The sequence below is a fragment of the Streptomyces sp. DSM 116795 genome, from assembly GCF_055792905.1.
The window spans coordinates 5,314,780-5,333,210 of sequence record NZ_CM147707.1 but is presented as its reverse complement, the minus strand read 5'-3'; the positions used below and the strand labels follow the sequence as shown (position 1 = coordinate 5,333,210).

Sequence of the window (18,431 nt, the reverse complement as noted above, 5' to 3'; positions counted from 1 at the left end):
TCTCTCGCGCCGCGTCGATCTGCACGAGAACGGCAGGGCCCTGCGTGGCGAACTGCGCCGTCTGGGACGCACGGTGAACCGGATGACCGATCAACTCGCCCTCTTCACCGGCGAGGTGACGCGCGCCGCGCTCGACGAGGACGGCGAGGCCGGCGGCCGCGGCTCCGGCGGCAGGAACGGCAAACACGGCAAGCACCAGGGGCCGGTCACGGCGCACACCACCGTCCGCGGCCTGTCCGGCAGTTGGCGGGACGCGGCCGAGGCCGTCAACAGGATGGTCTCCGATCTGCGCGAGACCACCCGCGCCAAGGAGTGGCTGGAGTCCAACCTCACCCGTCTCGCCGCGCTCATGCAGGGCCGCCGTGACATACGCGAGATCGCCGAGCCGATCATGCGGGAGCTGCCGCCGCTGGTGGGTGCGCAGTTCGGCGCCTTCTTCCTCGCGGAGAGCCACGGGGAGGAGACGCCGGGAGGCGGCGGAGAGCTGAGTTACGTCGCGGGCTACGGCACCGCGGCATACGAGCCCGGCGCCCACCCGCGCGGCGGCGTGCGCGGCCACAGCCTGATCGCGCAGGTGGCGGCGGAGAAGCGGCGGATGCTGCTCACCGACGTGCCGCCGGACTATCTGCCCATCGGCTCCGGCCTGGGCGAGGCGCAGCCCGCGTGCGTGGTGATCCTTCCGGTGCTGTACGAGGACAGGCTGCTGGGCGTGCTCGAACTCGCCTCGTTCAGCGCGTTCAGCGACATCCATCTGGCCTTCTTCGACCAGTTCGTGCACACCATGGGCGTCGCTCTGCACACCATCAGGGCGAACACCGAACTCTCCGAGAAGGCCTCGCTGCTGGCCGCCTCCTCCCAGTACAAGACGCAGTTCCTCGCGAACATGTCGCACGAGCTGCGCACGCCCCTCAACTCGCTGCTGGTCCTCTCCCGGCTGCTCGCGGACAACGAGTCGGGGCGCCTGTCCGAGGAGGAGGTGCGCTTCGCGCAGACCATCCACCGCTCCGGCACTGATCTGCTGTCTCTGATCAACGACGTACTGGACCTCGCCAAGGTCGAGTCCGGCCGGATGGAGGCCCGGCCGCGCCGCCTGACGCTGGGCAAGCTGCTCACGTACGTGGAGGACACCTTCCGTCCGATCGCGCACGACCGCGGTCTCGGGTTCTCGGTCGCGTCGGCGGAGGACGCGCCCGACGAACTCCACGTGGACGAGAGGCGGTTGCAGCAGATCCTGCGCAACCTGCTATCCAACGCAGTGAAGTTCACCCCCGAGGGCAGTATCGAACTGCACGCGGGGACGGCCGCCGGGCGCGGTCCCGACGGCGAGACGCTGATCGCCTTCACGGTCACCGACACGGGCATCGGCATCGGGCCGGAGCAACTGCCGCGCATCTTCGAGGCGTTCCAGCAGGGCGACGGCTCCTCGCACCGCACGTACGGCGGTACGGGGCTCGGGCTGGCGATCAGCAGGGAGCTGGCCACTCTCCTCGGCGGGAGCATCGCGGTGGAGAGCACGCCGGACGCCGGCAGCACCTTCACGCTGTACGTGCCGGCCGGCGTTCCCTCCGCCGTCCCCGCCGTGGGCCCGCCGGCGGCGCACGAGCGGCCCGCCGCGGTACCGCCCGCCGCCCTCCCCGCCGCCGTACTGCCAGCGCAGGCGCCGCCGTCCCCGGGCAACGGCCACGGCGCGACTGCGGGCAACGGCGGCGTCCCCCTCGCCGAGCGGGCTCGCACGGAGAGCGTCCAGGCCGCGGCACAGTCACCGCCGTCGGGTCTCGCCGCCTGGCAGAGCGGCCGCGCCGCACTCGTGCTCCGGGACAAGCGCGTGCTGATCGTGGACGACGACATCCGCAACGTCTACGCCCTGACACATCTCCTGGGCCGGGTCGGCATGTCCGTGCGCTACGCGGAGAACGGCCGCGAGGCGCTGGCCACCCTGCACGGCGGCCCCGCGGTCGATCTGGTCCTGATGGACATCATGATGCCGGAGCTGGACGGCTACGAGGCGATCCGCACCCTCCGCGCCGACCCCCGCTTCGAGGAGCTGCCCGTCGTCGCCCTCACCGCGCAGGCCATGCCGGGCGACGGCGCGCAGTCGCTCTCCGCGGGAGCCTCCGCCTACGTGCCCAAGCCGGTGGCGGTCGAAGCGCTGCTCGGCACGGTGCTCTCCCTGCTCGACCCTCAATCCCCGCCGAGGCCGTGATGACACCACCCGAACTCAACACCCGCATACCGCACAGCTCTTACGCGGACCCGGCCGAGGAGGCGGGCGTCCTCCTCGTCGACGACCGCGAGGACAATCTCGTCGCCCTCGAAGCCGTGCTGGGCACTCTGGAGGTGCCGCTGGTGCGGGCGACGTCCGGCGAGGAGGCGATGAAGGCGCTGCTGCGCCAGGAGTTCGCCGTCATCCTGCTGGACGTGCTGATGCCGGGCATGGACGGCTTCGAGACCGCCGGCCACATCAAGCGCCTGGACCAGACCCGGGACGTCCCGATCATCTTCCTGACGGGTGCCGAGTCCGCGGCCGAGGCGGGCTACGCCTTCCGCGGCTACGCGACGGGCGCCGCGGACTACCTCACCAAGCCGTTCGACCCGTGGATGCTGCGCTCGAAGGTGTCGGTCTTCCTCGAACTGCACCGCAAGAACCGGCAGTTGCAGCAGCTTCTGGCGGGGGAACGCGACAGGCTGGGCGAGTTCGCGCGGAGGCTGGAGGCGCTGGAGCGGTATCTGAACCCCGGCGGCGCCGTCGGCCCTGCCGCCTCGCCGTACGCGGGTGAGGCGGGGAACGCGCAGGACGCGCCGGTGGCCGCGGACGCCGCCGCACGGCACACCCCCGCCGTGCCCGAGGTGCCGGAACTCGCCCGGCACATCGCCGGGTTGGCCGACGCGCTGAACGAACTCCGCGGCGAGCTGCCCTGACACCGGCCACAGCCGGCCCCGCGGAGGGCCCGCGCGGAAGGACCGCAGTGGAACCCTCCCGGCTGCCCCCCAGGTCCGGCGGATCAACCGAAGGCGGTTCGCCGCCGGCGGTCGCCCATGCTTCCGGCCACGGCGGAGGGCCATCGCCTCCGGCTGATCCGCCGGAGGTCTCAGACCTCCCGCGCCCCGGCGTACATCTCGTCGATGAGGTGCCCGAACTCCCGCTCCACGACAGGCCTCTTGAGCTTGAGGCTCGGGGTCAGCTCACCGTGCTCGATATCCAGGTCGCGGGGCAGTACGCGGAACTTCTTGATGGTCTGCCAGCGCTGGAGCGTGCCGTTCAGCTCCTCGACGTAGCCGTCGACCATCTGGCGCACCTCGTCGCTGGTGATGACCTCCGCGTAGGGCTTGCCCTTCAGCGACTCCTGCTCCTCCGCCCATCCGGTGAGGGTCACCTCGTCCAGCGCGATGAGAGCGGTGCAGAAGTTGCGGTCGGCGCCGTGCACCAGAATGGTGGAGACGTACGGACACAGGGCCTTGAACTGGCCCTCCACCTCTGCCGGGGCGATGTACTTGCCGCCAGAGGTCTTGATCAGGTCCTTCTTGCGGTCGGTGATCCGCAGGTAGCCGTCCTCGGACAGCTCGCCGATGTCTCCGGTGTGGAACCAGCCGTCGGACTGCAGGACTTCGGCCGTCTTGTCCGGCAGCCCGTGGTAGCCCTCCATGATGCCGGGGCTGCGCAGCAGGATCTCGCCGTCCTCGGCGATACGGACCTCCGTGCCGGGCAGCGGCTTGCCGACGGTGCCGGTGCGGTAGGCCTCACCCGGGTTGACGAAGCTGGCCGCGGAGGACTCGGTGAGTCCGTAGCCCTCCAGGATGTGGATGCCCGCGCCGGCGAAGAAGAAGCCGATGTCGGGAGCGAGAGCCGCCGAGCCGGAGACACATGCGCGCAGGTGCCCGCCGAAGGCCTCACGGAGCTTCGCGTAGACGAGCCGGTCCGCGACGGCGTGCTTGGCCTTCAGACCCGCGGGTGCGGTGGCGTTGCCGGTACGGCGGAAGTTCTCCTGCGTGACCTTGGCGTACTCGCGGGCGACCCCGGCCGCCCACTGGAAGATCTTGAACTTGGCGGCACCGCCGGCCTTCGCCTTGGAGGCGACGCCGTTGTAGACCTTCTCGAAGATCCGGGGCACAGCCGCCATGTACGTCGGCTGCACGACCGGCAGATTCTCGATGATCTTGTCCACGCGGCCGTCGACGGCCGTCACGTGACCGACCTCGATCTGGCCCGCCGTGAGCACCTTGCCAAAGACGTGTGCCAGCGGCAGCCACAGGTACTGCACGTCCTCGACCGTCACGAGGCCGGACTGTGCGATGGCCTTCGCCATGTACGCCCAGCAGTCGTGCGGCAGCCGTACGCCCTTGGGCTTGCCGGTGGTGCCCGAGGTGTAGATGAGCGTGGCGAGCTGGTCGGAGCGGAGCCCGCCCACCATGTTCTTCACGCAGTCGGGGTTGGCCAGCAGATGGTCGGCGCCGCGCCTGGTGAGCTCGGAGAGGCTGATCACCCAGCCCTCGGGGTCGCCGTGCTCGGGCCCCGCCCCGGCGAGGTCTCCCTTCTCGGAGACGTCACCGGCGTCGATGAGGACGACGTGCTTGAGGCCGGGCAGCTCCGCGCGGTGCTGCCGCACCTTCGCCAGCTGCTCGGTGTCCTCCGCGATCAGCACCCGGCTGTCGGAGTCGGCGAGGATGTAGGCGGTCTCATCGACGTTGGTGCTCGGGTAGACCGTGGTGGTCGCGGCACCGGCGCAGAGGATTCCGAGGTCGGCGAGGATCCAGTCGACCCTGGTGTTGGAGGCGATGGCCACGCGCTCCTCGGGGGCCACACCGAGGGACATCAGCCCCGCGGCGATGCCGAAGACCCGCTGTGCGGCCTGGCCCCAGGTGTAGCTGCGCCACTCGTCGGGCCCTTCGCCTGCGGCGGAGGGCACCGGATAGCGATAAGCCTCAGCGTCCGGGGTGGCCTCGACCCTTTCCAGGAAGAGTGTCGCCACGGAGGGCGGCCGGTTCTCGATCAGGGGTTGTGTGTCGCTCACGACATCCTCCGCTGGCCCGCACCTTTACTCGGTGTGATTTGCGTGGGGTGAGTACTTGTTGACTCACGAGTAACTAGAAGCAGCCGCCAGCCTAGAGGCCGTCGCCGCCCAACGTAAGGGGGCTGCCGCCCGCAAAACCCCGATCACCTCGCGATCGTCACAGGCTCCTCAGGAAACACAGAGAGACGGGCCGCGAACGGCCCGTCTCACCCTGTTTCTGAGCCTTTTCCGGGCCGCTCGAGTAGCCCTATTGTTATTTTCAATTCTTCGCTTTGGCGCCGCCTCCGCCACCCGCGCCGGTGCCTCCGCCGTCGGTCGACAGCGCGGCGATGAATGCCTCCTGCGGCACCTCGACGCGGCCCACGACCTTCATCCGCTTCTTGCCTTCCTTCTGCTTCTCCAGCAGCTTCCGCTTCCGGGAGATGTCACCGCCGTAGCACTTCGCCAGCACGTCCTTGCGGATCGCGCGGACCGTCTCGCGGGCGATGATGCGGGCCCCGATGGCCGCCTGGATGGGCACCTCGAACTGCTGGCGCGGAATGAGCTCGCGCAGCTTGTTCGCCATGCGGGAGCCGTAGGAGTACGCCTTGTCCTTGTGGACGATCGCCGAGAACGCGTCGACCTGGTCCCCCTGCAGCAGGATGTCGACCTTGACCAGGTCCGCGCTCTGCTCGCCGGTGGGCTCGTAGTCGAGCGAGGCGTAGCCGCGGGTGCGGGACTTCAGGGCATCGAAGAAGTCGAAGACGATCTCGGCGAGCGGGAGGGTGTAGCGCAGCTCGACGCGGTCCTCGGAGAGGTAGTCCATCCCCTGCAGGGCGCCGCGCCGCGACTGGCACAACTCCATGATCGCGCCGACGAATTCGCTGGGTGCGATGAGCGTGCCCCGTACGACCGGCTCGTGCACCTCGTCGATCTTGCCGCTGGGGAACTCGCTCGGGTTCGTGACGACGTGCTCGGTGCCGTCCTCCATCTCCACGCGGTAGACGACGTTGGGCGCGGTGGCGATGAGGTCGAGGCCGAACTCCCGCTCCAGACGGGCCCGGATCACCTCCAGGTGCAGCAGCCCGAGGAAGCCCACGCGGAAGCCGAAGCCGAGCGCGACGGAGTTCTCCGGCTCGTACGTCAGCGCCGCGTCGTTGAGCTGGAGCTTGTCCAGAGCGTCACGCAGCTCGGGGTAGTCGGAGCCGTCCAGCGGATACAGCCCCGAGAAGACCATGGGCTTGGGTTCCTTGTACCCGGGCAGCGCGTCCTCGGCGCCCTTGGTGAAGCTGGTGACCGTGTCGCCGACCTTGGACTGGCGTACGTCCTTCACACCGGTGATCAGATAGCCGACCTCGCCGACGCCGAGGCCGTCGGCGGCCGTCATCTCCGGTGAGTTGGTGCCGATCTCCAGCAGCTCGTGGGTGGCGTTCGTGGACATCATCCTGATGCGCTCGCGCCGGCCGAGCTGCCCGTCCACGACCTTGATGTAGGTGACGACACCGCGGTACGCGTCGTAGACCGAGTCGAAGATCATCGCGCGTGCTGGGGCGTCCGCGACGCCGACGGGCTGCGGCACCTGCCTGACGACCTCGTCCAGCAGGTCCTCCACGCCCTCGCCGGTCTTCGCGGAGACCTTCAGCACGTCCTCCACCTCGCAGCCGATGAGGTGGGCGAGCTCCGCGGCGAACTTCTCCGGCTGGGCGGCGGGCAGATCGATCTTGTTGAGCACCGGGATGATCGTGAGGTCGTGCTCCATCGCCAGATAGAGGTTGGCGAGAGTCTGCGCCTCGATCCCCTGCGCGGCGTCGACCAGCAGAATGCACCCCTCGCACGCGGCGAGCGAGCGGGAGACCTCGTAGGTGAAGTCGACGTGGCCCGGGGTGTCGATCATGTTCAGGATGTACGGGGTGTCCTTGGCGCCGGAGGGCGCCCAGGGCATGCGCACCGCCTGGGACTTGATCGTGATGCCGCGCTCACGCTCGATGTCCATGCGGTCGAGGTACTGGGCACGCATCAGCCGGTCCTCGACGATGCCGGTCAGCTGGAGCATCCGGTCGGCGAGCGTCGACTTGCCGTGGTCGATGTGCGCGATGATGCAGAAGTTACGGATCAGCGCCGGGTCGGTGCGGCTCGGCTCCGGCACGTTCGAAGGGGTCGCGGGCACGCAGTGTCCTGTCGGGTCTGTCGGGTCGGCGGAAGGGCCTCCGTGAGGCTCCTCGGGAAGCTCTCGTACGATTTCGCAGCCCCCATGGTCCCATGCGCGCACGGTACGGACCGGATTGGGAGGCCACGGGGCCTGCTGGTAGCCTGACCGACTGTGCCTCGTGCGCTCCGCGGCCGGGACAGGCCTCGAAGCCGGCCCCGCAGCGGAAGCTCACGCTGGTATGTGAAGGCACCATCACCGAACCCGTAAAGGCTCTTTTTCGTGGCGAACATCAAGTCCCAGATCAAGCGGATCAAGACCAACGAGAAGGCGCGTCAGCGCAACAAGGCGGTCAAGTCGGAGATCAAGACCGCGATCCGCCGCACTCACGAGGCCGTCGCCGCCGGCGACGAGGCGAAGGCAGGCGAGGCCCAGCGCACCGCCGGCCGCAAGCTCGACAAGGCCGTCAGCAAGGGTGTGCTGCACAAGAACAACGCGGCGAACAAGAAGTCCGCCCTCGCCAAGCACGTCTCCTCCCTCAAGGGCTGACCGGCCCGCTTCCGCCGGTGCGGGTCCCACGGGCCCTCTCATTCCGTTCCGTGCCGGCTCCTTCACGCGCCGCACGCGGCCTGCGTTCGCCACGCGGGTGCGGCGCGGGAGATCGCTTCGCGATCGCTCACTGAACCGTCGAAGGCCCCGCAGCGCTGTCCCCAGCGGCTGCGGGGCCTTCGCCGTGTTTGGGGCCCCCGCCGTACCGGGCGGGCGGGCCCTGCGCGGGGCGGCTGTTCGTCGAAGAGTGGCGCCCGTCGCAGGGCGGTACTCGTTCAGTCAGCCCGAGCAGAGGTTGTTCTCCCAGGCCCAGGCGGCGACCTCGACCCTGTTGCGGGCGGCCAGCTTTCGCTGCGCGTTGGCCAGATGGGTCTTGACGGTGGAGAGGGTGACGTAGAGCTCGTCGGCCAGTTCCTCATTCGTACGGCCGCGGGCGACGAGACGTACCACCTCCAGTTCGCGGGGCGTCAGCAGCTCCTCCGCGGACACTTGCTGCCGGGCTTCCTGCCGGTCTTGCTTTCGGTGGTGCCGGACAGCCGCCTGCTTGCGCCGCGCCCCTGGCCCCGGGCGTTCCCCGGCGACGCCGGGAGCCTCGGAGGCGAGGCCGGTACGGGAGCCGCCCCGTTCCGCGGACGCCATATGGGAGAGCAGCCGCACCGTGACGGACGGCGCGATCATGGCCTCGCCCGATGCCGCGGCCCGGACGGCCTCGGTCAGCAGCGCCGGCGACCCGTCCTTCAGGAGAAACCCGCAGGCCCCGTTGCGCAGGGCACGGTAGACGTACTCGTCGAGGTCGAAGGTCGTGGCGATCAGGACGTTCAGGGGGTCGGAGACCTCGGGGCCGGCCAATCGGCGAGTGGCTTCCAGACCGTCCAGTCCGGGCATGCGGATGTCCAGCAGACAGACGTCCGGGCGCAGCCGCTGGGCCTTTTCGACTGCTTCGACGCCGTCGGCCGCCTCGGCCACGACCTCCATGTCCGGCTGGGAGTCCAGGATCATGCGGAAGGCTGACCGGACCATCTCCTGGTCGTCGGCGATGAGCAGCCGGATCGTCATTCCGCCCATGGTGTCAGAAGGGCCGTTGGCGGCAGCGGGGTTCACCTGGGCGGGGGCAGCGGGAGGAGGGCCGAGACGGTCCAGCCCGCGTCCGGGTCCCGGTCGCCGTCGGTGTCCGTCTCCGCGCCGGTGTCCGGGGCCGTCTCCGTGTCGGTGTGCAGGTCCGCAATGGCGTCCGGGTCCCGGTCTGCGTCCATGTCCGGGTCGGAGACCGTTTCCGTCCGGGGTCCTGCGCTGAACCGGCCGCCGGCTGCTTCGACCCTCTCGGCCAGCCCTTTCAGGCCGAACCCGCCGCCGGTGGCGATGAGTTCAGCGGACGCGCCGTCGGGCGGACTGCCGGAATCCGTGCCGGACGGTGTGCCGCACGTGCCGCCGCCGTCGTCCGTCACGGAGAGCTCCAGGCGCTCCGGGGAGCCTGACTGCGGAGAGGCGGCCACGATGACGGATGAGGCGGCGGGCGCGTAGCGGCGGGCGTTGGTCAGCGCCTCCCGTACGACGCCGTGGACGACGTCCACGAGCCCGGGCGGCAGGCGGCGTTCAGACACCCGCGGATCCACATCGACCGCGACCGGCGGCGGCCCGGCCGCGCGGAAATCGTCCACAGCCGACTTCAGCACCTGCGCCAGCTCCTGCTCCGGCTCCCGCTCCGGCCCGGGAGGCGCGGTCGGCGGGGTGGAGGTGCGCAGGACGGAGACCATGCCGCGCATCGAACTCAGCGACTGCGAGGCGGCGTTCTCGATGTCCTCCAGCATCCGGTCGAGCTCCGCGGGTTCCTGTTCGCGTCCCTGTCCCGCGGCGAACCGGGCAGCCCTCGTACGCGCCACGATCGCCGTCACGTGATGGGCGACGAAGTCGTGCAGGTCGCGGGCGTATTCGAGCCGTTGGGCCTCGCGGATGCGCTCCCGCTCCCGCGCCCGCAGCCGGTCGCGCAGCCGCAGGTGAAGTCCCGCCGGGATCGCCGTGAGCACGCAGAAGAAGAGGGCGGTCTCCAGCAGATTGAGATGCTCGTCGTTGACCTTGGACAGCCGCAGCGGTATCAGTGCCACCGCCAGACCGGCCGCGGTCACCAGCATCTCCGCCTTCACCGGCCTCAACTGCCGGACCGCGCGGGCGACAAGGGCCAGCAGGGCACACAGCTCCACCAAGCCCGGTGTGTGCTCGGGACGTTCGGAGATGTTCGCGGACACGACCGAGAGCACGGCCGACCCCGTGACGGCGAGCACGGCACAGCGCGGCAGCAGCTCCAGCGGTACGGCCAGAGCCGCCACGCAGAGCGCACCGGTCACGACGGTGCCCACGGCCGTCGGTACGAACCCGGTGTCCCGTCCTTCGAGGGCCAGGAGCGCGAGAAGTACCCCGGCGGTGACGACGAGGGCGGCCTGCCGGAGGGCCGTAAGCGAACTGAAGGCGCTGAGCATGCCCGGAACGCTACGGGAGCCGCGCCCCGCCGCACCTCGGCAATTCGGCCGATGTGGAGCGGGTGCGGGGCGGGTGCGGACCGCACACGTACTGCCCACGTACCGCCGACGCATCGGCTTTCCGGCTGATGCGGGGGCCGGTAAAGGCCCCGCCGGCCCGTGGACCGACAGGCCTGCACACGTGGGCACTTCAGCGGGAACGGGCTGCCTTCGCGACGGCGATGACCGCCTGTTCCAGCGCGTACTCCGGGTCGTCGCCGCCGCCCTTGACCGCCTCGTCGGCCGCCGCCACGGCACGCAGCGCCGTGGAGACGCCGTCCGCCGACCAGCCGCGCATCTGCTGCCGCACCCTGTCGATCTTCCATGGCGGCATGCCGAGTTCGCGTGCGAGATCCCCTGGGCGCATGCCGCGGGGCGCGGAGGCGAGCTTGCCGATGCCGCGTACGCCCTGCGCCAGCGCACTGGTGATCAGCACGGGAGCGACGCCTGTCGCCATCGCCCAGCGCAGCGTCTCCAGCGCTTCGGCCGCACGGCCCTCCACCGCGCGGTCCGCGACGGTGAACCCGGAGGCTTCGGCACGCCCCGTGTAGTAACGCCCGACGACGGCCTCGTCGATGGTGCCCTCGATGTCGGCGACGAGCTGGTTGCACGCGGAGGACAGCTCACGCAGATCGCTTCCGACCGCGTCCACGAGGGCCTGGGCGGCCTCCGGTGTGGCGGACCGGCCGAGCCCGCGGAACTCACCCCGTACGAAGGCGAGCCGGTCGGCCGGCTTGGTCAGCTTGGCGCAGGCCACCTCGCGCGCACCGGCCTTGCGTGCGGCGTCCAGCAGCCCCTTGCCCTTGGCGCCGCCCGCGTGCAGCAGTACGAGCGTGATCTCTTCGGCCGGTGCGCCGAGATAGGCCTTCACGTCCTTGACGGACTCCGCCGAGAGGTCCTGGGAGTCGTACACGGCGACGACCTTGCGCTCGGCGAAGAGGGACGGGCTGGTCAGCTCCGCCAGCGTGCCCGGCTGGAGGTCGGCGGAGGCCAGCTCGCGCACGTCGGTGTCGGCGTCGGCCGCGCGCGCGGCTGCGACCACCTCCCGCACAGCCCGCTCCAGCAGCAGCTCCTCCTGGCCCACCGCGAGGGTCACGGGGGTCAGCGGGTCGTCCGTCGTCTTCTTGCGCGCACCAGCCATCGCCGACCAGCATCCCACGCCGCACCGACACTCCTGCCTGGCGCAGAATGCCGGTGTGACGGACGTACGACACATCCTGGTGCTGCCCGACCGCGACGCCGCCGAGGAGGTCGCCGAGAAGCTGACGCGGCGCTTCGACGGACCTCACGAAGAGCCCCAGCTGGTACGGGACGCTCTCGCCGGCGAGGACGACGCCGAGGACGCGCAGTGGCTGGTGGTCCTGGAGGACCCGAGGACGCGCTACGACCGCGAGCAACTGGACGCGCTCGCGGCCGAGCACGACGGCTGGCTGGAGTGGGACTGACGGGTGCAGGCCCGGGCCCAGCACGTCTACCGGCGCAGGCGCAACGCCAACGCCTGCCACCGCGATGTCCTGGCCGCCGAACGCAAGGAACGCGCCCGCATCCGCAGCGAGAAAGGCATTCCTGGGGCGGGCGTCCCCTCTAGACAGCAGCCTGAACCAATCAGGCGAACCAATGCGGCGGTCACGGCACTAGGTTGGCGGTGTGAGCCTCGACATTCCTGACCAGGTCCGCAAGACGGTCATAGCCGACGGGAACGAGTCCTGGCTGGACGAGCTGCCAGGCGTGGTCGACTCGCTGGCCCAGGACTGGTCTCTGACGATCGGTTCCAGCTTCGCGGGCGGTCACGCCGCTCTGGTCGTCGAGGTGACGCTTGTGGGCGGAGCTCCGGCGGTCCTCAAGATCGGTGTGCCAGGTCGGGACGTCGGGCAGGAGGCCCTGGTGTTGCGCCTGGCGAACGGAGGGGGATGCGCCAAGCTGCTGGGCGAAGACGTGGGTCGACAAGCCCTTCTGCTGGAGCGCCTTGGGGCTCCGATGAACGACATCGTCGCCGACCCTGCAAGCCGCCACAACTTGCTGTGCGAAGTGGCGGTTCGCCTGTGGCGTCCGATCGGTCCCGGCATTGACCTTCCAACCGGCGCGAAGTTGGCTGAGCAGTACGCCGATCGGCTGCCAAGACTATGGGAGCAGGCGGGGCGACCGTGTTCGCCGGCCACTGTGGCGGACGCGCTGAATTGCATGAATCGTCGTCGCCTTGCCCACGACGATCGGTCCGCGGTTCTGGTCCACGGTGATATCCACGAGATGAACGCCCTGCAGGCGAGTGACGGCAGCTACAAGTTCATCGATCCAGCCGGGCTGCGGGCCGAACCGGCGTGCGATCTCGGCACCATCGTGCGCTGCAACCCGGACCTCGGCGATGACCTCTGGGCACGGACTGAGCAACTGGCTTCTCGCACGGGCGTGGATGCCACCGCCATCTGGGAATGGGGAACCATCCACCGAGTCGTCAGCGGCGTCTACGCCTGCAGTATTGGCTTTCAGCCCTTCGGCGATCTGCTGCTGGCCGAAGCGGACCGCCTCACGGTGTAGTCACCTGTCGGGGGGGGAGACCGGCCCGCTCGCCCCCGCCGGCCTCTGGGCGAGGACCGGACGGTGCGCACGACCGGCATGGAAGCAGGCCCTCGTCTCGGCCACCGAGCCTCCCACGGTCGGATCGGAAGTCACCACACATCCATCCGCCACGACGGCCAACCCGGCGAACCTATGCGGTCACAGCACTAGTTGCAGATGTCCGGCGGATCGGCGGCCGGACCCACGTTGTGGATCCAGGTGTTGGCCGTGCCGGCGGAGCCGGAGCCCGTCGTGGCGTCGCGGCAGTCGAGCATGCCGTTGCGGCGGGCGATGTTGGAGCTGATGGCGCTGCCGCCGTTGCCGCCGGCCGCGCGGTCCTTCACCCCCGTTCGGGGTTTGGCTCCCGCTCGCCATCGACAACAGCGGGAGCGTCCTTGGCAGTCCCGCGCTCCGCGACGACGGCCGGTGCGCCGGGGTCCTTCTGGGAATCACCGGCGTTCGGTGAACTCGTCACCGCCAGCGCACCGTTGCGGTCGGTACGGCGGACCAGGGCGCCGGCGGCACGCAACGCGGCGAGGGTACGCGGCGCGGGGTGCCCGTAGGGGTTGCCCGCACCGCAGCTGATCAGAGCGATGCGCGGACGCAGCTGCTCCAGCAGGCGTGCGTCCTGGTAGGCCGACCCATGGTGCGCGACCTTCAGCACGTCGACGGACGGCAGTGCCGGGTAGGCGCTCAACAGGCCGCTCTGCGCGCTCGGTTCGAGGTCGCCGGGCAGCAGCAGCGACATGCCGCCCGTACGGAAGAGCAGGGTGATGCTGGCGTCATTGGCGCCCTCCGCGCCTTCTGCACCCTCCGGGCCCTCCGTGCCCCCCGGCTGCGCCCCGGTCCCCACGGTCCCGGGCGGCTGCGGAATCCGGGGTGACTGCGGCCACAGGGCCTGCCAGGACAGCTCCCCCACGGCTCTTCGCTCGCCCGCCGCCGAGCCGATGACGCGGACTCCGGCCCGGCGTGCCGTGCGCCGGACGAACTCCGCCTGTCCGCGCGGCTCTTCGAGCCTCGTGGTCTGAATCGCCCCTACGCTTCTGCCTTTCAGAACGCCCGGCAGTCCGGCGACGTGGTCCGCGTGGAAATGCGTCAGCACCAGCAGCGGTACCGAGGAGACACCGAGAGCCTCCAGGCACCGGTCGACGGCCGCCGGGTCCGGGCCCGCGTCGACGACCACGGCGCTGCGCGCGCTGCCCGTTGCGAGCACCAGCGCGTCCCCCTGCCCGACGTCGCACGCCACGAGCCGCCACCCCGGCGGCGGCCAGCCCGTGAACGGCCGTACAAGCGGCACCGGCCGGACCACCGCGAGCAGCAGCAACAACGCGAACGCGGCGCACAGCCAGGGGCGGCCCAGCAGTGCGGGCAGCCCCGTGTTTCTGCACAGCAGCAGCGCGGCGGCGGTGAGCGCCGCGAGCAGCAGCGCACCCGTCCAGCCTCCGGGCCAGGCGATCTCTCCTCCTGGCATGGCGGCTCCCGCTCGTGCCAGGGCGGCGATTCCCTCGGTGGGCCAGCCGGCCAGCCATGCCAGGGCCTCGGCGAGTGGCATCGCGAACGGCGCCGCCGCCAGCGCCGCGAAGCCCAGCACGGTCGCGGGTGCGACCGCGAACTCCGCGAGCAGGTTGCACGGTACGGCGACGAGGCTGACGTGCGACGCCAGTACGACCACCACCGGCGCACACACCACCTGCGCGGCGGCGGCCGCTGCGAGCGCCTCCGCGAGACGCCCGTTCATGCCCCTGCGGCGCAGGGCGGCGCTCCAGCGCGGCGCAAGAGTGAGCAGCGCTCCGGTGGCCAGCACCGACAGCAGAAACCCGAAGTCCAGCGCCAGCCGGGGATCGTGGAGCACGAGCAGCAGCACGGCGGCCGCGAGCGCGGGCAGCAGGGAGCGCCGCCGCCCGGTGACGAGGGCCAGCAGCGTGATCAGCCCGCAGGCCGCCGCCCGTATGACGCTCGGCTCGGGACGGCAGACGACGACGAAGGCGAGCGTGAGCAGCGCGCCCAGGACGGCCGTGCCCCGCAGCGGGATGCCCAGACGCGGGGCGAGCCCGCGTCGCTCGGCGAGATGAGCGGTGCCCGGCGGCCCGATGAGCACGGCCAGCATGATCGTGAGGTTCGCGCCGCTGACGGCCAGCAGATGGGTCATGTCCGTTGCGCGGAAGGCCTCTTCGAGGTCCGGCCGCAGCCGCGAGGTGTCGCCGACAACCAGCCCCGGCAGCAGACCGCGCGCGTCGCCGTCCAGGCCCTCCGTGGCTTCCCGCAACCCCGCACGCAGGCTGCCCGCGCCGCGCTGCAGGGCCGTGGGGTCACGGATCACGGACGGCGGCCCGTCGGCCCGAACACGCACCACCGCCGCGACGTCCTGTCCATACCCCGTACGGAGAGGTGCCGCGAGCCGTCCTTCGGCCCTGAGACCGGTCGAGGGCAGCAGCCGGTGCCACCGCCTCGGCGGCGGCCCGTCCCGCTGCTGGACGATGACGAGCACCGGCGTGCGCACGGCACGGTCGACGGGCCCCGGGTCCCCGCCGCCGCGGCCCCCGCCACCGGCCTCGCCGGCGGGCCCCGGCGAACCGCGCGCCGTGACATGGGTGGCCTCCGCCCGGAACAGCAGTGCTCCGGGCGTCTGCTGAGCACCGTTCACGCGCGGGCGGATGCGGTGCGGGTCTCCGGTGACGGTCAACTCCACAGTGGCCGTGGCGTGTTGCTCGGCGAGACGGGGCAGCGGCCCGCGACGCAGGTCGGCCGCGTGCAGCGCCGCCGCCCCGGCTGCGGCGGCCGCGCAGAGCAGCGCCGCTGCGGCGGTGAGCCGGCCGCGCGGGCGTCCCCCGGTCGGTTCACCTCCCGGCCGTTCACCTCCCGGCCGTTCACCTCCCGGCCGCACTTCCGTGCGCCCACCTCCCGTCGGCGCACCACCCGGCGCCGCTCCTCTGGGCTGCGCGCCTGCGGACCTCGTGCGCTGCTGCCGCTGCGCTCCTCGTGCCCGTACGAGCAGCAGCACCGCACCGAGCACGCATGCCGCGGCACCCGTCGCGGTCACCCGCCCGGAGACTCCCGACGCCAGTGCGGCGGCTGCCCACGCGGACAGCGCGAGCGGCACCAGCCGCAGGTCGACGGCGCCTTCCGGCCGGAGGGCTGCCGCCCGGGGCCGCCCCGGCAGCGCCCGCGGCACACCCGCCGGGGCCCTGTCGCCGGTCACAGCTCGGTCATCGGTCACAGCTCGGCCGCCGGCCGCGGCTCCCGCGCCGGTCACGGGCTCACCTTCGGCTTGATGTCGGCGAAGCGCCGGTCACCGATGCCGTTGACCTCCTGAAGCTGGTCGACGGAGGTGAAGCCGCCGTGCTGCTCCCGGTACTCGACGATGTGCTGCGCGAGCACGGGGCCGACGCCGGGAAGCGTCTCCAGCTGTTCCACAGTCGCCGAACTGAGGCTCACAACACCGCCCTGCGCCGCCCCGCCGGCCCCACCTCCGTCCGCTCCGCCACCTCCCGCACCTGGGCCTGGCCCGCTTCCGGCGGACGGAGCGGCCGGTGCGGCCGGGCCGCCGGCGACGATCTGCTCGCCGTCGACGAGCCTCCGCGCCCGGTTGAGCCCACCGAGGTCCGTACCGGGACGGACACCGCCCGCCGCCTCGAGCGCATCGGCGACCCTGGCACCGTTCGGCAGCCTGTGGACGCCGGGCTGGCGCACCTTGCCGCCGACGTCCACCACCAGCCGCTTGCCGGACAGTTGACCGGAATCCCTCCCGGTGCCCGGCGCACGTCCGGCAGCCCCCGGCACCTCCGCGGGGCCCGCGGGTGCGCGCTCCGCCGAGGGTGCCCGTACGGCTTCGGGGCGGCCGGTCCAGAAGTGGTGGACGGCGAAGCCGACGGCGACGACGAGCACCACGGTGAGCGCGAGCAACGTCCTGGGCTCGATCCCGCAGCGCAACTGCACCCACAGCGGCAGCCGTTCACGCAACGCGAGCCGCGCCCGCTCCCCCGAGGCGAGCGGCACGCCCGTACTGGCGGAGGCCCCGTGCCCCCGCGCCGCGGCACCGTGCCCCCGCGCGGCGGCATTGTCCCCGGGCCCGGCGCCCCGCCCGGCCCCGGAGTCACGCACCGCCCCGTTGTCCGGCATCGCCCCGGTTTCCCGCTGAGCCGCCGCACGAGCCGTTGCCGGCGGTCCGGGCGCCCGCATCGCCGCGCGCCGCTCCCGGCCGCGCCGCACGGCTTCCCGCGCACTGGCGACCGCGGCGGCCCGCGGCAGCACCCCCGCACCGCACCGGCCTGCACGGACGGCCGCAGGAGGGTCCAGCCCCGTGCCGCCGGGCCCGCTGCCCTCGCCGGACCATGCGTGCCCTCCCCCGTCACCGAGCAGGGCTGCCGCGCGCTCTCCGGGGCGATACGGCATCCCCTCCCGGCCTGCCGCCCCGGGCGCCTCCGGCCCGGAGCCCGGCCGGGGGCCGGGCCGGGAGCGCCGACCGGGTCCCGCCGGAGCACCGCGGGGACGGGAACGCCGAGCGGACCGGTGGGGAGAACGGTGACGGGCGCGGAGACCGGCATCCGTACGCACATCTGCTGCGACGTGACGCTGCCGGCCGGCCCGGTGGCGGGAGAGGAGACGGGATCGGGTGCTCATGCCGACCGACGGTAGGGACGATCAGCCACCCGCTGTGATCTTGCTCAATTCCCGTGGACAACCCTCAAGTTGTGGATACCGCCGTCACCCACCTCAGCGATTCGGCCCCACCGATGCCCGATGCCGCGGCCCACTCACCCCACCGATGCAGAACCGCTCACTCGCTCTCCCCGACGGCGACCCGCTCACTTCAGCGAAACGACCGTCCCCAGCAGCCCCGGCCCAGTGTGCGCCCCGATGACCGCGCCCACCTCGCTCACATGCAACTCCCCCAGCCCCGGCACCCGTTCCCGCAGATGCCCGGCGAGCGTGTCGGCACGCTCCTGCGCCGCCAGATGGTGCACCGCGATGTCGACGTCGGCGTCCCCCGCGCGCTCCACCACGATCTCCTCCAGCCGCGCGATGGCCTTCGACGCGGTACGCACCTTCTCCAGCATCGCGATCCGCCCGTCCGCCAGCTCCAGCAGCGGCTTGACGGCCAGTGCGGACCCGAGGAGCTTCTGCGCCGCACCGATCCGTCCGCCGCGGCGCAGATAGTCGAGGGTGTCGACGTAGAAGTACGCGGAGATCCCCTCGGCGCGCTTCTCGGCCGCGGCAACGGCCTCTTCCAGCGAGCCGCCCCCGGCCGCCGTACGGGCCGCCTCCAGGGCGCAGAAACCCAGCGCCATGGCCACCACGCCGCTGTCCACGACCCGCACCGGCACGGGTGCGTCGCGGGCGGCCAGCACCGCCGCGTCGTACGTCCCGGAGATCTCGCTGGACAGGTGGAGCGAGACGATGCCCTCGGCGCCCGCTGCCGCCACCTCCCGGTAACGCTCCGCGAACACGGCGGGGCTCGGCCGTGAGGTGGTCACCGGGCGCCGCTCCCGCAGCGCCTCGGCGAGCGAACGCGCCGAGATCTCCGTGCCCTCCTCCAGCGCCCTGTCTCCGAGCACCACGGTCAGCGGCACTACGTCGATCCGGTGCTGTGCCAGTGCCGACGGCGGGAGGTAGGCCGTGGAATCGGTGACGATCGCGACCTGGCGGGCGGTGGTGCGGGACATGGAGGGAGGCTACCGC

The 18,431-nt window shown here is 71.6% G+C and carries 13 protein-coding genes and 2 pseudogenes; 6 read left to right on the top strand and 9 right to left on the bottom strand.

Translation table 11 applies throughout. The features are described from left to right. Positions 1 to 265: 265 nt before the first annotated feature. Both ACSMXX_RS22940 and ACSMXX_RS22935 read left to right on the top strand, forming a co-directional pair. Positions 266 to 2,203 (top strand): annotated as a pseudogene (locus ACSMXX_RS22940) (ATP-binding response regulator); the annotation flags it as partial. After that, positions 2,203 to 2,919, top strand: a complete 717-nt coding sequence (locus tag ACSMXX_RS22935) for a response regulator (protein ID WP_473180573.1) — start codon at positions 2,203 to 2,205, stop codon at positions 2,917 to 2,919. The pseudogene ACSMXX_RS22940 and the gene ACSMXX_RS22935, both read left to right, overlap by 1 nt. A 170-nt stretch (positions 2,920 to 3,089) precedes the next feature. Here the strand turns inward: ACSMXX_RS22935 and ACSMXX_RS22930 are convergent, their stop codons facing one another. Continuing rightward, positions 3,090 to 5,009, bottom strand: a complete 1,920-nt coding sequence (locus tag ACSMXX_RS22930; protein ID WP_473180572.1) for an AMP-dependent synthetase/ligase — start codon at positions 5,007 to 5,009, stop codon at positions 3,090 to 3,092. Between the two features lie 259 nt (positions 5,010 to 5,268). Beyond that, positions 5,269 to 7,155: a translation elongation factor 4 gene (gene lepA, locus ACSMXX_RS22925; RefSeq protein WP_473180571.1), complete on the bottom strand. Its 1,887-nt coding sequence runs from the start codon at positions 7,153 to 7,155 to the stop codon at positions 5,269 to 5,271. A gap of 261 nt (positions 7,156 to 7,416) precedes the next feature. On the opposite strand from lepA, the gene rpsT reads away from it, so the two are divergent. Further along, a complete protein-coding gene (gene rpsT, locus ACSMXX_RS22920) occupies positions 7,417 to 7,683 on the top strand; it encodes a 30S ribosomal protein S20 (protein WP_473180570.1) in 267 nt (88 codons plus the stop codon). 279 nt (positions 7,684 to 7,962) lie between these two features. Here rpsT and ACSMXX_RS22915 read toward each other — a convergent pair whose 3' ends face one another. The 3 genes from ACSMXX_RS22915 to holA form a co-directional block, all read right to left on the bottom strand. Then, positions 7,963 to 8,748, bottom strand: a complete 786-nt coding sequence (locus ACSMXX_RS22915; protein WP_473180569.1) for a response regulator transcription factor — start codon at positions 8,746 to 8,748, stop codon at positions 7,963 to 7,965. A 32-nt stretch (positions 8,749 to 8,780) separates the two neighbouring features. Next, positions 8,781 to 10,157: a sensor histidine kinase gene (locus ACSMXX_RS22910; protein WP_473180568.1), complete on the bottom strand. Its 1,377-nt coding sequence runs from the start codon at positions 10,155 to 10,157 to the stop codon at positions 8,781 to 8,783. A gap of 190 nt (positions 10,158 to 10,347) precedes the next feature. After that, the gene (gene holA, locus ACSMXX_RS22905) at positions 10,348 to 11,337 is read right to left on the bottom strand and encodes a DNA polymerase III subunit delta (RefSeq protein ID WP_473180567.1); all 990 of its coding nucleotides are present in this window, start codon (positions 11,335 to 11,337) and stop codon (positions 10,348 to 10,350) included. Positions 11,338 to 11,392: 55 nt separating this feature from the next. Here holA and ACSMXX_RS22900 point away from each other — a divergent pair, with 55 nt between their 5' ends. The 3 genes and pseudogenes from ACSMXX_RS22900 to ACSMXX_RS22890 all read left to right on the top strand — a co-directional run bounded on the left by ACSMXX_RS22900 (position 11,393) and on the right by ACSMXX_RS22890 (position 12,731). After that, positions 11,393 to 11,641: a hypothetical protein gene (locus tag ACSMXX_RS22900; RefSeq protein ID WP_473180566.1), complete on the top strand. Its 249-nt coding sequence runs from the start codon at positions 11,393 to 11,395 to the stop codon at positions 11,639 to 11,641. Between the two features lie 3 nt (positions 11,642 to 11,644). Then, a pseudogene (locus ACSMXX_RS22895) lies at positions 11,645 to 11,784 on the top strand (IS630 family transposase); the annotation flags it as partial. 59 nt (positions 11,785 to 11,843) lie between these two features. After that, positions 11,844 to 12,731, top strand: a complete 888-nt coding sequence (locus ACSMXX_RS22890; RefSeq protein ID WP_473180565.1) for an aminoglycoside phosphotransferase family protein — start codon at positions 11,844 to 11,846, stop codon at positions 12,729 to 12,731. Between the two features lie 188 nt (positions 12,732 to 12,919). Here ACSMXX_RS22890 and ACSMXX_RS22885 read toward each other — a convergent pair whose 3' ends face one another. The 4 genes from ACSMXX_RS22885 to ACSMXX_RS22870 form a co-directional block, all read right to left on the bottom strand. Continuing rightward, positions 12,920 to 13,096: a hypothetical protein gene (locus ACSMXX_RS22885; RefSeq protein ID WP_473180564.1), complete on the bottom strand. Its 177-nt coding sequence runs from the start codon at positions 13,094 to 13,096 to the stop codon at positions 12,920 to 12,922. Next, positions 13,093 to 15,840 carry a ComEC/Rec2 family competence protein gene (locus ACSMXX_RS22880; RefSeq protein ID WP_473184922.1) on the bottom strand — a complete coding sequence of 916 codons (2,748 nt, stop codon included), beginning with the start codon at positions 15,838 to 15,840 and terminating at the stop codon, positions 13,093 to 13,095. Before ACSMXX_RS22880 ends, ACSMXX_RS22885 begins: the two co-directional genes overlap by 4 nt. Positions 15,841 to 16,001: 161 nt before the next feature. Next, positions 16,002 to 16,871, bottom strand: coding sequence for a ComEA family DNA-binding protein (locus ACSMXX_RS22875; RefSeq protein WP_473180563.1), 870 nt, complete (start codon positions 16,869 to 16,871; stop codon positions 16,002 to 16,004). A 686-nt stretch (positions 16,872 to 17,557) separates the two neighbouring features. Beyond that, positions 17,558 to 18,415, bottom strand: coding sequence for a DegV family protein (locus ACSMXX_RS22870; protein ID WP_473180562.1), 858 nt, complete (start codon positions 18,413 to 18,415; stop codon positions 17,558 to 17,560). Positions 18,416 to 18,431: the final 16 nt, after the last annotated feature.